Origin of the sequence: Streptomyces sp. NBC_01320, assembly GCF_035974375.1 — a bacterium.
In the GTDB taxonomy this organism is placed as follows: Bacteria; Actinomycetota; Actinomycetes; order Streptomycetales; family Streptomycetaceae; genus Streptomyces; species Streptomyces yanii.
The window spans coordinates 776,378-789,053 of record NZ_CP108390.1; the positions used below are offsets into that span (position 1 = coordinate 776,378).

The window sequence follows — 12,676 nt, forward strand, 5'->3', positions numbered from 1 at the left end:
TGGGGCGGAGTGCTGCGAAGAGGGAACCCGGGTGCGGGCGAGTGATGTGCCGGTGTACCGGGCATCGAGGCGAGCGAACTCGGGAGTTACACCGATCACCGTACAGGCCCGATCCGGAGGTGCTTGCGGCGCAGCCACTTCATGACCTGGCTCCATATGTATGAGCTCAGGTACTGGAAGGTCGCGCTGGACACACCGGGGCGGAAGTACATGCACCAGCCGAACAACATCCGGTTGATCTGGATGAGCAGTTCGTCCAGCGGCAGGCCGGTGGCCGTTCTGCGGACCGGATCTCCTCCAGGAACGACTCACGCCCGCTGGAGGAGATCACCGGCACCGTGCCGTCAGCGGGGTGGCCAGCTGCGGGCGTCGCCGATGCCGTACACGAGGGCGAGGATGATGCCCAGCAGCAGGAACGGCGCGGAGAGGAAGCTCCACAGGGCGGCTGGTAAGACAGTCCCGGTTGCCGAGCCGCGTAGGGGGCGCTCCAGGGCGATGACGTCGATCGGGTCGCCGGGCTGCCGGTTGCCGCAGTAGCGGCTGGTCTCGTGCCGATCGCCGTCCCAGGGGTCCGTCCAGGTAATCAGGCAGGTGTCTGCGGCACCGTGTCCGGTCGTTGCAACGTGGGCGGTGACCGGGCGGCCCAAACCGTAGACGAAAGCGACTGGCAGCAGCACCGCAGCACCCACCAGGAGAAGGGCGACAGGCTCGCCGCCCAGGAAACGCCAGAGCGGCGACCCTGCCCGGGCTGGAGCATCTGGAGCGCTCTCCTGCACTGCCGGAGCCGTGGTGAGCATCGCCAGCAGGGTCCGTGAGTGCGGCGTGGGCACCCAGATCCGGACGGCACCGCCCTCTGGTACAGGTAGATAGTCGACCTCCCGATGCCCCCACATGCCGCCGCTGCCACCCCACTTCACCTTGCTCACCTGCTGCACGGTGCCGCCGCACGCCAGCCGCAGGGCCCCGCGCCCGTACGGCCGGAATTCCACGACGCCCGCCTGGGGCAGCAGCCGCACGCGTCCGCGGACGAAGCGCCGGGGGTACGGCGGCGCGAAGCCATGCAGCCTGCACCAGATCCGGACCCCGTGCCCCGCGGCGGCTCTCCGCGCCATCCAACGGCCCCAGACCGCCATCGCCAGACCAACGAGCAGCAACCAGCCCATTGCGAGAAGTGGGCCGCTGCCGGACGGCAGCCACGTGAATTCCATGACGGCATACATACAGCCTGACCTGCTCGTGACGACAGGCGCGGGAACAAGCATGATCGCCGGCGGCCCGGCAGCGCCAGAGCGTCGAACACCGCCCGCCTCATGCCGGCCACCGACGGGCGCACCGGCACCGGCACCCACGTCACCTTCCAGCCCACGGGCACTTCACGGAGCGCCATCCGCACGGCCGCGGTCTTGCCCCGGCCCGGGTCGCCGAACACACACACCGCGCCCTCCGCCGCCATCGCCCGCCCGACCGCATCGAACGCTGAAGCAAGCGCCGCTTGGCCCACTACCCGAACCGATCAACGTGCCGGCGCAGATCAGGTATGTGGAAGTCCGCCGACGAGACCGACTCGGCGGCACCTCCACGAGTGCCAACATGCTGCCTGAACAGGCCGGATGATTAATCGGCACTCGCAGGGCCCCGGGCCCGGCCAATGACGACGCTCCGCCGGCGACGCCACAGACGCCGGACGTGGTCTTCATCTTCTATCGCGAGCAGTGCCGCCGCTCGGACGCCGTCCTCGCCGCCACCGCGCTGTCGGCACGTCCTCGTGGCCGCCACCCGGGTACACGCGGGGGCGAGGTCACCGACCTCTGATGGATCGTCCTGCACATGATCGAGGAGTCCGCGCGGCACTCCGCTCATCTCGACATCGTGCGCGAACTGCTCGACGGCCGGACGGGGCTCGGGGCCGCGGCAGGAAGACGCGTCGGGCCGTGACGTCGGCCAGCCACCTTCCCGACTGCGCCGCCCACGGCATCGCTGACCACGCAACGTCCCACCTGGTACGGATCTCATCCCGCCAGACGTCGGAAATGCGCCAAAGCTTTCCGGAGGGTGGCGCTCCGGGTGACACCCGGAGGGCACTGGTTCATCATCTGCCCCTGACGCTCCAACTGCCCTTCCAGCAAAGGAGATTCACGTGCGACCCCATCGCCCTTCCCGTCTTGATCGGCGAAGATCTCGTTCGCGATTCGCCTTAGGCGCGGCCTTCGCGGCCGCCGCCCTCACCCTGAGCGGCCTCCAGGCGATACCCGCCGCGGGCGCTCCGGCGGGGACCGCAGCGGACGTCGCCAAGCCCCGTACGGCCGCCTGCGCCGACGGCGGCGATCAGGGACCGCGCTGTGTCGTGCTGAAGACCGCGCTCGACACCGCACCCGCCAAGGGTAAGAAGACAACCCTGACCGTGACGCTCGACGCCCGCATCGACATCCCCGGGGCCAAGGTCGAGATCGACCTTCCGGCGGCCCTGCGCTTCACCAAGGCGCCGGAAGGCTTCGACATCGCCCGCCGCGCCTCCGCCCTGCCCGACAACGGCGGATCGGTCAGCCGGGCCACCCGCACCCTTGACCTCAAGGCCGACCGCACCCTCACCTTCACCGCCCCCGTCACCGCCGCCACCACCGGCGACCTGGCGGTCCGGGCCCGCGTACTGCCGCCCAAGGGGTACGGCGCCGGTGTCGAGGACCCGGCCCTGGTCACCGTCGGCGCGGACGCGGCCTCGTCCCGCCTCGGCCTCAAGTCCGGGACGTACACCGCCGCCCCGGTGCCCGACGGCACCACAGCCGAACCGCTGACCGGCCGCCCCACCTCCAAGATCCCCGCCAAGGGTCTGGCCAAGCCGCACAGCGACGACGCAGCCACGAGCACAGCGAAGTCGCTCGCCGGCGCCCTCACCTGCGTGCGCGGCTCCTTCGTCTACCACGACGAGGACGGCATCTCGCGCCCGTCCGCCAACCTCCAGGTGCAGGTCTGGGACGAGGACCCCGCGAACAGCGACGACCTGCTCACCGTCGGACTGACCGACGGCAACGGCGCGTACCGGCTCTGCTTCGACAACGGCACGGACGCGCGGGGCGGACAGGACCTCTACCTCAAGTTCGTGACGCAGAACGGCCAGTGGGGCGTGGAGCGGGACGACGACGACGTCTACGAGTTCCGTACGGCGAACTTCGAGGACCGGGGCGACGGCACCACCACCAACCTCGGCGTCCAGACGGCCACCGACGAGCGGCTGCACGGTGCCCTGCGCGCCTACGACTTCGTCAACACCGCCTCCGAGTGGACGCCCGGAGACTGCTGGGACGAGCGGGACTGGGACTGCCGCCGCACCGACATCAACTGGCACCCGGACGACGACCCGGGCGGCGCCTTCTACCGGCCGAGCGAGGACGAGATCTACCTCCCGCCGCAGGATGCCGACGACCGCAACGTCGTGGTCCACGAGATGGGGCACGCGGTCATGGACGACACGTACGAGGAGGACGACTTCGACTCGCACTGTCCCTCCCCGCACATCATCACGGGCACCAGTCACGTGAACTGCGCCTGGTCGGAAGGGTTCGCCGACTGGTACGGCGTCGCGGTGTTCGGCGACCCGGTGTACCGGGACCGCACGGACACCAACAACGACGCCAGCGGTTTCACCGTCGACTTCGAGAAACACACCTGGGACACCGGCGGCTGGGACGACGGGGACGCCGTCGAGGGCCGTGTGGCCGGCGCCCTGTGGGACCTGGTCGACACCGGTACGGAAGGCTGGGACGCGTACGGCGAAGGCCTCTCCCCGGTGTGGAACACCTTCCTCGACCACCGGGTGACGACCTTCCGCGAGTACTGGGACGCGCGCGTCGCGGACGGCCGTGAGACGGGCGCCCCCGCCCTTGGCAGCCTCTTCCAGAACACCATCGACTACGGCTACCGCAACCCGCTGACCAGCCACCAGTCGCAGACCCGGCCCACCCCTGACCCGGCCCACAACTACCGGTTCGACACCACCAAGGTGTTCTGGTCCGTGGTGGCGCTCCGCCCGCCCACGACCGCCGACTACGACCTGCGGCTCTACGACGACGAGGCGCAGAACAACCTGCTGACCACCAGCGTGGCCGGAGCGGGAGCCACGGACTTCGTGGCGATCAACTCCAACCAGCGCCCGACGGGCGACTACTACCCGCGGGTGTCCCTCATCTCCGGCAGCGGCGACTACCGGATCGAGGCCGACGAGACGGAAGGCATCTTCAGCGGCTCGCCCACGGTCACCATGGGTACCGACCGGCTGGCCGCCGTCTGGGACATCTGCCTGCTGAACGGCGAGAAGGCGACCTACACCGTCACTCCCTCGGGCACGGACCAGGACGCCGAAATCTTCGTCCTGGACGCCGACCGCAGCAGCGGCGACAACGTCGTGACCCGGCTCGGCGCCACCGCGACCGGCGACGCGGGCGGCCCCGGCGCACCGGAGTCCGTCACCGTCGACCTGCCGTCCGGCTGCCACGGCCTGGTGGTCGTGAACAAGGCCGGCAACGGCACGTGCACCCTCACCAAGTCATGACCCCCGCCCTGCCGGGTCCCCGGCCCCGTACTCCCGTACGCGGCCGGGGACCCGGCGGGCGGAACCGGTCCACGCCGCCGCGTCGTCCCAGGGGTATGCGTGATCACTTGGCCCCGGTCGCCGGCGCGACGGCTCTCCTCCTGACCGCCGCCGCCCTGACGGCCTGTGGGTCGACGGGCGAGAACGACGCGGCACCTGCACGGCCGACGGGTCGAAGCGAGCTCGCGGCCGCAGTCCGGACCATCCCCGGTACCCCCTCCCCACCCGTGCGCGCGGCCCTGCCGGACCTCGCGCTGTACGGGGACCGCAGCGTCATCGTTCCCGGACGCCCGGCGGGTTCACTGCTCACGGCGACCGTACGACGGGTCACCGACGCGAAGGCGGACGCCCTCTACGCCGACGTACACGCGACGGCACACACCGCACCGACCGAGCCGGACGCCGTCGACGGCCCCTCGCTCGCCCTGACGGTCGCGGACCATACCTATCAACTGCCCATGGCTAACGACGAGTTGAGCGACTTCCGGGAACGAGTCGACCCGTCCCGCTGGCCCGCGAACGTCTTCCTCGGACCCGCCCGCCCCTACCGGGCCTCCCGCCTCGCCGTGTTCGCCCGCCCCTGGCCGGACGCCTCCACCGCAACCCGCCCCTGGCCCCTCGGCAACCCGTCGACGGGCACCGAGACCCCAGAGGGCACCTGCACGATTCTCACCGGCGCCCGCCTCACCCACGCCGAGCGCCTGGCCACCGAGGCCGGGCCCGGGGTGGTGTGGACGTACGCCGGTACGCGCCTCCAGCTCACGCTGCGGCCCCTGTTGCCGCATGAGCGGGGGTGTGGGGATCTGGAGGCCACGGGCTGAGCGCCGGGTCCACCGGCGGTGCGATGGTGGGACGAGCGGCGGCCACGTGGCCGCACCGTATGGTGCCCGTATGGATCAGCTGATGCTCCGTCGGACCGTCGATGCGGAGTTCGCCGCCACCAGGGTGGAAACTCCGCCCTCCGCCCTGGTCCGATCCCCATGCCGACGGAGCCGTGCGGGACGAGGAGTACTCGCAGTGTCTGGCTCCGGGCAAGTACCGTATGGGCGCCGACAACCCTTGTCACCCCCTACGCGACCTGAGTGTATTCATGGATCAGCCCTCCGAGCCGGTCGTGCCGGATGATGCGGGTCTGCTCGTCTTTGGCGGGTTGTGGGGGCGCGTGGAGACAGTCTGGAGATCGTTGTCCGAGTGATCGGTGGGGGCGATGATCGTTGTAGTGGTGGGCGTACTCGTCGACGACGAGGCGCAGATGTCGTCCGCCCGTGATCAGGATGCGGCCGGTGGCCTCGCGCCTGCATGATCCCACCCAGCGCTCAATCCTTGAGCAGGTCTACAACCACGGCTCGATCGTGCTCGGCACCGACGGATGCGCGATGAACTGGCATCTCATCGTGGCCGGACCTCACCGAGGACACGTCTGGCTGATCACTGACGTCGGCGCTGTCCCCTTCGGCGAGCAATTCGGGTTCACCACCGCTGAACCTGGCTTTGGTGGCTGGGGCCAGCACTGGGCAGCGAACAAGCCCTGATATGACGCTGCGTGACTCTCCGCGAGTGTGGACCGAGGTCGTCTTCTCCAGTTCCGATCGACCTCATGAGCTGAGTGAGACGGGCGCACCACCTGGACATTCGACGCTCCGCTGGCAGTGCCTCCCATCGTCAGCGCCGTTGCGGTCGCCCCGGGCATGGCGGGGCACGGGAAGTTTTGGCGGCCCAGGTCGAGTTCCATGCACAGTGCTGCTGGTGCCGCGTGGAGACGCCGGCGGCGCGGGCGACAGCGGTAAAGGCGATCCTCATCCCGTCGAGCTCGAGAGCGGCGAGGACGGTCAGGGCGCGCTGCCGTTCGTCGAGGCTGGCCCTGCGGCGTTCCCAGTCGGTGTGGGCGGGTTCGGTGCCAGACTCCTTGAGGAGAGAAGGAGTTGCCATGGGATTTGGCTTCCGGGTCGGTGTGCCGGGTGCGTACGTCGGTCGGTCCCCGCGCGGCACGCATCAGCGTCGGCAGCGGCGGAGCCCGTATCTCGTCCGGTCTCGGCCCCTTCTATGCCTCCAGCTCGCTGCGCGGCGGAGGCAGCCGACGCGGCACGAGTACCCACCGCACGGCCTCGCGCCCCAGATCCGTGGCGCCTTCGGCGGCGCAGCTCGACCGGGCACGTCGACAGGCGGAGCGGGCACAGCAAGATGCCCAGCGGGAAACACCTATTGCCCAGTTGACGGAGCTTCGCCGGCAGATGACCAGCATGCATCTGCAGTCCTTCCCGATGGCGCGCTAGCCCGTCGTGCCTGGGCCTCCCCCGCTGGGCCTGCCCTGGGCAAGCCGACGCTCAGAGCCTGTCGGGTGGCCAGTTGATTACGTTGCGATGAGGTCCTCGACGGTCTTGGTTCGGGCCGTCTTGCGGTGGGATTCATGGCTCCACCGCGATGGTTGCCCGGCGAGCCGGACGAGCATCAGGCGGATCATCGCCACCTTGATCATGGCCTCGGATGTCGCGGGCAGCCGTTCGTAGTCGCGGGCCAGCCGACGGTTTCGGACCAGCCAGCCAAAACTTCGCTCCACCACCCAGCGGCGGGGCAGGACCTTGAAGCCCTTGACGTCGTCGGTCCGCTTCACGATCTCGACAACGATGTTCAACGCATCCCGGGCCCATGAAAGCAGCGTGGAATCAACGGAGTTGGCGTACCCGCCGTCGGCCCACACCAGACTGATCGTGCGGAAGCCGACGGCAAGCTGGGCCAGGACGGTGCGGCCTCCGGCCCGGTCCTGCACGGAAGCGGAGGTGACCGCGACGACCAGCAGCAGGCCCATCGTGTCCACGATCATGTGCCGCTTCCGCCCTGTCGTTCGCTTGCCCGCATCGAATCCACGTGCTTCGCCGCCCTCGCTGGTCTTGATCGACTGGGCGTCGATCACGGCGGCCGACGGCTCGGGATCGCGTCCGGCACGGATCCGGACCCTGGCGGCGGAGCTCGTCGTGGACGCGGTCCCAGGTGCCGTCCCGGCGCCACTTGGTGAACCAGCGGTGTGCCGCGTCCCAGGGCATCAGGTCGCGCGGGAGCATCCGCCACTGGCAGCCCGAGCGCAGCACGTAGAAGATCGAGTCGAGTACCAGCCAGTCTCCGTACCTGCGCACCCCGCCGCCTTTTCGCAGGTTACGCACGGGAAGTAGCGGCTGGATGATCTCCCACATCTCATCGGTCAGGCTGGATGGATAGCATGGGACGCTGACGGCCTCGGAGTTGTCGCACTGGCACACACCACGTGATCATTCCGGGGCCGTCGCCATGCCCGGAGGGCAGATCGCAACCGTCACGCTTTACGCATGATCAGCCACCCGACAGGCTCTGAGACTAGGAGAACGTCATGCCGCACATGTTCCGCACGCCGGCCATGCCGCACTGGGCCGAGTTCGCCACCCTGCTGGCCACCATCTACGTCTCGGACCGGCTGTGCTCCCTGACCGTCGCCAATCAGTTCGCGCACTGGAACCAGTGGGTGCGCCCGCTCCCCTTCGCCCTCGCCTCGACCGCGCTGCTCGTCTTCGTCGTGATGCCGGGGGCCGCCCGCCTCTGGACGGCCCGGTATACAGCCGCCTCCGCTGACAGCCACCCGATGGCTGGTCGCTAAACACTCTCGGGCTCTCGGCGTTCACGCCGCCGCCCCTGCACGCCGTGGCGGCCCAGCCAGTCCACTGTGTTTCAACTGGCCCTGTTCTCTTGTGGCCGACGCCCCGTGGGATGGGCCTGCCTCCGCTGAGCAGCGGAGGCAGGCCCCGTCTGCTGCCGCTACGAAAGGCCCCTGATGACCATGCCGCGCACCCGCTCGTTCATGCAAGTGGACGTGTTTTCCGCCCTTCCCTATCGCGGTAACCCGGTCGCGGTCGTCCTGGACGGCACGGACCTGAGTGACCAGGCCATGCAGCGCCTGGCCTGCTGGACGAACCTGTCCGAGACCACGTTCGTGCTGCCCCCCACCGTCCCGGAGGCGGACTACCGGCTACGGATCTTCACGCCTCAGAACGAGCTTCCGTTCGCCGGGCACCCCACCCTCGGCTCCGCGCGCGCCTGGCTGGAGGGCGGCGGCATGCCCCGGCACGCCGACCGGATCGTGCAGGAGTGCGCCGCCGGCCTGGTCACCGTGCGCCGCAGCAAGGACGCCCTGTCCTTCGCCGCCCCGCCCCGGATCCGCGACGGCGTGCTCGACGATGCCTACCTGAACCAGATCGTCGCCGCGTTCGGCATCACGCGCGAGCAGGTCCTGGCCCACCAGTGGGTGGACAACGGGCCCGGCTGGGCGGTGATCCAGTTGGCCACTGCGAGGGAGGTCCTCGCCCTCGAACCCGACCTGTCCCTCATCCCGGCCGCGATGGTCGGCGCGATCGGGGCCCACCCCGAAGGATCCGAGCATCACTTCGAGATGCGCACCTTCGCCCCTGGCGCCGGCGTTCCCGAGGACCCCGCGTGCGGCAGCATGAACGCCGCCGTCGGTCAGTGGCTCACCAGCACCGGCGCCGCACCCACCACCTACCGGGTCTCCCAGGGCACACGGCTGCAACGGGCCGCCAGCATCGAGATCACCGCGGAGGCGGACGGCACCGTCTGGGTCAGTGGTGCCGCCACCATCTGCATCCGGGGCTCCATCACCGTGTGACGGCCCACCGTCCATGCCCCGCGGCACTCACCGGTCCCCGGCGACAGGCGACTGCCACGGGGCGCCCGCCTGGGCAGGGCGGGGCTGTCATGCGGTGTCGAGCGTCTTCATGATGACGAAGCTGTTGACCGTGCCCACCCCGGGCAGGGCGGCCAGCTGGTTGGCGTGGAATTCCTCATAGGCCGGCAGGTCGGCCACCTCCACCTGGAGCAGGTAGTCGAAGTTGCCGGTGATGTGGTGACAGGCGATCACCTCGGACAGCCCCATCACCTCCTCTTCGAAGGCGACCACGTCCGCGCGGGTGTGCCGCATCAGCCGCACGCCCGCGAACACCCGCAGGCCCCGGCCGACCGCTGCCGGATCGATCAGCGCCCGGTAGCCGCGGATGACCCCGGCCTCCTCGAGCTGGCGGACGCGCCGCAGGCAGGGGGAGGGCGACAGCCCGACCCGGGCGGCGAGCTCACTATTGCTGATGCGGCCATGCCGTTCGAGTACGGCCAAGATCGACCGGTCCACTTCATCCATGACAGCAGAATATTGCTACTGACGACTCTTTAGCACAACGGTATGCCCGCACCCGGCGCAATCTATTGCCAAGATTGCTGTCAGCCGGGTCATGTCGGGGTCACCGGCAGCCATGCTGGTTGCAGACATAGCGTCGAATCCCGGAAGGGTTGGCCATGCCTGGCAAGAGCACCGTCACCGTTCACACTGACCGTGAGACCCACCCCAGCCGCGCCGTGGCGCCGCCCATCTACCAGACGGCCGCGTTCTCGGCCGAGGACGCGCACACGTTCGCCGCGGGCGCCGTCGAGCCGCGCGGCAAGGACTTCTACACCCGCTTCGGCAACCCGAACCATGCCCAGGTCGCCGCCGTCGTCGCCGAACTCGAGAGCACCGAGGCGGCGATGGTCACCGCGTCCGGCATGGCAGCGATCACCACGGCCGTGCTCGCCCTGGTGTCCGCCGGCGACCACGTCATTGGACAGAAGTCCACCTATGGGGGCACCGCTTCGGTGCTGCTGAACCTGCTGCCGCGCCTGGGCGTGTCCACCACGCTGGTGGACCAGAGGGACCCTGAGGCGTTCGAGAATGCCCTCACCCCCAAGACCCGCCTGATCCTGGTGGAGTCCCCGAGCAACCCGCTGCTGCAGATCACCGACCTGCGCGCTGTCGCCGACCTGGCCCGGGCGCACGACGTGCTGACCCTGGCGGACAACACCTTCGCCACGCCTCTGAACCAGCGGCCGGCGGACTTCGGCATCGACGTGGTCTGGCACAGCGCGACCAAGTACCTCAACGGTCACTCCGACGTCTCCGCCGGAGTGCTGGCCGGACCGGCCAAGATCCTTGACCGCATCTGGGACACCAGCCTCCTCACCGGCGCCACCCTCGGCCCGATCGACGCCTGGCTCCTGTTGCGTGGCATACGCACCCTGCCGCTGCGCATGCCACGGCACAACGACAACGGCCTGGCGCTCGCCGAGGCACTGAGCACGCACCCGGCCGTGACGAAGGTGCACTACCCCGGCCTGGCCACCCACCCGCAGCACAAGCTCGCCGCCGACCAGATGAACGGATTCGGCGGAGTGCTCAGCGTCGAATTCACCGGCGGATTCGCGATGGCCGACGCGTTCCTGGGACACTTGCGCTACCCCCGCCGCTCCGCCAGCCTCGGCGGCGTGGAATCACTCGCCGTGCACCCGGCGTCCATGTGGGCCGGAATGCTCAGCGACGACCAACTCACCGAAGCCGTGCCACCGGGCCTGGTGCGGCTGGCGGCCGGCACGGAGGACACCGCCGACCTGGTCGCCGACGCGCTCGCCGCGGCCGACGCCGTACTTGCCCAAGCCGCAACCGCCTGAACGGCTGTCGTGCGATGCAGCGCACACGCCCCTGCCTACCCGCCCCCACCGCAACGAGCCCGTGAACCACCCCGAAGTGAAGGAGCCCCCCATGAAGATCGTGCTTTCCGGCGGCACCGTGGTCAGCATGGACCCGTCCGTCGGCGACCTCGGCCGCGGTGACGTACTCATCGAAGACGGCGTCATCTCAGCGGTGGCCGAGCGCATCGACACCCCGGACGCCGAAGTGATCGACGCGAGCGACCGGATCGTCATGCCCGGCTTCGTCGACAACCACCGCCACGCCTGGCAGACCGCGTTCCGCGGCATCGGCGCCGACTGGACCTTCCCCCAGTGGGCCGCAGCCATGCACGGCACCCTCAAACCCCGCGGCCGGGCCGGAATGCCTTGATCTCACGGACGACGCGGCGCGGCCAGTGCTCGGTGCCGCCGTCGCCGGCCGGGACCAGGACGACGTGCTCGGTCAGCTTCGGGTCGCTCTTGTACTTGTTCCAGCTGGCCGCGGACACGCCCAGCTCGGGGCGGCCTCGTGGCGGTCCAGCAGGTCCTCGTCGGCGTCGGCCGCCGGCAGGGCCGGGACGAGCTTGCCGGCGTGGAAGGTGGCGGTCTGCTCGCTGTACACACCCCAATAGTGCCGCCCCCTTCGGGGCTCACCTTGGTTGAACTGTGGATCGTAGGGCCACGAACGAGCGGCGGTGCGCGTCCCACTGCTCAACATGTCTCCATCCCGCAGTTCGTGCTTCGCGTAGAAGTGCGGTGATGCCGATTTTGGCCCACGGGAAGTGCTGGCCGTACACGCCGGTCTGGCTCTCAAGCGTGACCAGGAACCGCTGGTCGACGTCGAGCGGGGAGAGTTCTACCAGGAGAAGGCCCTCAGGCTCGACGATCTCTGCCACGCGTTCGAGGAGTTTCGCAGGGTCGCCGCCGATGCCGATGTTGCCGTCCATGAGCAGCGCGGTACCCCATCGGCCTTCGTCCGGTACGGGGTCGAAGACGGAACAGTGCAGGGCTGGTCCGCCGTTGCCTTGTGTTCGGTTGATGGCTGCCGGGCTGACGTCGATGCCAAGCACGGTGTGGCCCAGGTCCCTGAGAGCGGTAAGCATTCGTCCCGGTCCGCAGCCGATGTCGAACACCGCTTTCTCGCAACGTTGGAGGACGGTCATGTCGTCCTCGTTGGCGGGCTCACACCATCGCTCGACGTCCAGCGGGATCAGCTCTCCGTCCGTGCGGCGCAGGAACAGGGGGCCACGGCCGGAGTTGATGGCGTCGGCAAAAAGTCCGTTGTGCCAGGGGCTGGGCGCGATGCCTTGTGGTCCTCTCCTACTCGTAGCGCGGCCGCCTTCAGCCGCAGGCCCACCTGCGCGCATAGCGCACCGGGAGCGTAAGTGTCCTTGCTCAGCGGCCCGCCACGTGTCTGGCGCCTGAGTCGGGCGGTCGGATCGCGCCTGCGTCCCGGATGCCGCAGGAGGGATCTTCGGTTCCGTCACGGTGCAAGGATGCGGCCGTTCGCGTTGTGCGTCCGCGCCCCACACTGCCGCGTCACTCGATCAGCCGAAGAAGTACATAAGCGCGTCCCAT

Annotated in this window: 15 protein-coding genes and 2 pseudogenes; 9 read left to right on the forward strand and 8 right to left on the reverse strand. The window is 69.4% G+C overall.

The window, feature by feature from the left end; genetic code table 11:
• Positions 1-95: 95 nt before the first annotated feature.
• Both OG395_RS04015 and OG395_RS04020 read right to left on the reverse strand, forming a co-directional pair.
• Positions 96-272: pseudogene (locus OG395_RS04015) on the reverse strand (group II intron maturase-specific domain-containing protein); the annotation flags it as partial.
• Between the two features lie 72 nt (positions 273-344).
• A complete protein-coding gene (locus OG395_RS04020) occupies positions 345-1,208 on the reverse strand; it encodes a hypothetical protein (protein WP_327241625.1) in 864 nt (287 codons plus the stop codon).
• 478 nt (positions 1,209-1,686) lie between these two features.
• Here OG395_RS04020 and OG395_RS04025 point away from each other — a divergent pair, with 478 nt between their 5' ends.
• From OG395_RS04025 to OG395_RS04040, 4 genes are all read left to right on the forward strand, one after another.
• Positions 1,687-1,812 carry a hypothetical protein gene (locus OG395_RS04025; RefSeq protein ID WP_327249757.1) on the forward strand — a complete coding sequence of 42 codons (126 nt, stop codon included), beginning with the start codon at positions 1,687-1,689 and terminating at the stop codon, positions 1,810-1,812.
• 9 nt (positions 1,813-1,821) lie between these two features.
• Positions 1,822-1,935 (forward strand): mycothiol transferase, encoded by a 114-nt coding sequence (locus tag OG395_RS04030; protein WP_442818730.1) that lies wholly within the window; start codon positions 1,822-1,824, stop codon positions 1,933-1,935.
• A gap of 202 nt (positions 1,936-2,137) precedes the next feature.
• Positions 2,138-4,546: a hypothetical protein gene (locus OG395_RS04035; protein WP_327241626.1), complete on the forward strand. Its 2,409-nt coding sequence runs from the start codon at positions 2,138-2,140 to the stop codon at positions 4,544-4,546.
• 95 nt (positions 4,547-4,641) lie between these two features.
• The gene (locus tag OG395_RS04040) at positions 4,642-5,406 is read left to right on the forward strand and encodes a hypothetical protein (protein WP_327241627.1); all 765 of its coding nucleotides are present in this window, start codon (positions 4,642-4,644) and stop codon (positions 5,404-5,406) included.
• Positions 5,407-5,654: 248 nt separating this feature from the next.
• Here OG395_RS04040 and OG395_RS04045 read toward each other — a convergent pair whose 3' ends face one another.
• Positions 5,655-5,894: an integrase core domain-containing protein gene (locus OG395_RS04045; protein WP_327241628.1), complete on the reverse strand. Its 240-nt coding sequence runs from the start codon at positions 5,892-5,894 to the stop codon at positions 5,655-5,657.
• A gap of 13 nt (positions 5,895-5,907) precedes the next feature.
• On the opposite strand from OG395_RS04045, the pseudogene OG395_RS04050 reads away from it, so the two are divergent.
• Positions 5,908-6,117 (forward strand): annotated as a pseudogene (locus tag OG395_RS04050) (SMI1/KNR4 family protein); the annotation flags it as partial.
• A gap of 130 nt (positions 6,118-6,247) precedes the next feature.
• On the opposite strand, the gene OG395_RS04055 reads toward OG395_RS04050, so the two are convergent.
• Positions 6,248-6,514 (reverse strand): hypothetical protein, encoded by a 267-nt coding sequence (locus OG395_RS04055; protein WP_327241629.1) that lies wholly within the window; start codon positions 6,512-6,514, stop codon positions 6,248-6,250.
• A 421-nt stretch (positions 6,515-6,935) separates the two neighbouring features.
• Positions 6,936-7,773 (reverse strand): IS5 family transposase gene (locus tag OG395_RS04060; RefSeq protein WP_442818509.1). Its coding sequence is split into 2 segments (ribosomal slippage): positions 6,936-7,538 and positions 7,540-7,773, totalling 837 coding nucleotides; the frame shifts between segments, so codons are not numbered across the junction.
• 173 nt (positions 7,774-7,946) lie between these two features.
• On the opposite strand from OG395_RS04060, the gene OG395_RS04065 reads away from it, so the two are divergent.
• Positions 7,947-8,210 carry a hypothetical protein gene (locus OG395_RS04065; protein WP_327241631.1) on the forward strand — a complete coding sequence of 88 codons (264 nt, stop codon included), beginning with the start codon at positions 7,947-7,949 and terminating at the stop codon, positions 8,208-8,210.
• Positions 8,211-8,384: 174 nt separating this feature from the next.
• Entirely contained in the window at positions 8,385-9,233 is an 849-nt protein-coding gene (locus tag OG395_RS04070; RefSeq protein ID WP_327241632.1) for a PhzF family phenazine biosynthesis protein, read from the forward strand.
• A gap of 87 nt (positions 9,234-9,320) precedes the next feature.
• Here the strand turns inward: OG395_RS04070 and OG395_RS04075 are convergent, their stop codons facing one another.
• Entirely contained in the window at positions 9,321-9,758 is a 438-nt protein-coding gene (locus tag OG395_RS04075; RefSeq protein WP_327241633.1) for an Lrp/AsnC family transcriptional regulator, read from the reverse strand.
• Positions 9,759-9,913: 155 nt separating this feature from the next.
• Between OG395_RS04075 and OG395_RS04080 the strand changes: the two genes are divergently transcribed.
• Entirely contained in the window at positions 9,914-11,098 is a 1,185-nt protein-coding gene (locus tag OG395_RS04080) for a trans-sulfuration enzyme family protein (RefSeq protein WP_327241634.1), read from the forward strand.
• A 91-nt stretch (positions 11,099-11,189) separates the two neighbouring features.
• A complete protein-coding gene (locus OG395_RS04085; RefSeq protein ID WP_442818510.1) occupies positions 11,190-11,489 on the forward strand; it encodes a hypothetical protein in 300 nt (99 codons plus the stop codon).
• On the opposite strand, the gene OG395_RS04090 is transcribed toward OG395_RS04085, so the two are convergent.
• Positions 11,458-11,607 (reverse strand): hypothetical protein, encoded by a 150-nt coding sequence (locus OG395_RS04090; protein ID WP_327241635.1) that lies wholly within the window; start codon positions 11,605-11,607, stop codon positions 11,458-11,460. The genes OG395_RS04085 and OG395_RS04090 overlap by 32 nt on opposite strands.
• 141 nt (positions 11,608-11,748) lie before the next feature.
• Positions 11,749-12,465, reverse strand: coding sequence for a methyltransferase domain-containing protein (locus OG395_RS04095; RefSeq protein WP_327241636.1), 717 nt, complete (start codon positions 12,463-12,465; stop codon positions 11,749-11,751).
• Positions 12,466-12,676 lie beyond the last annotated feature (211 nt).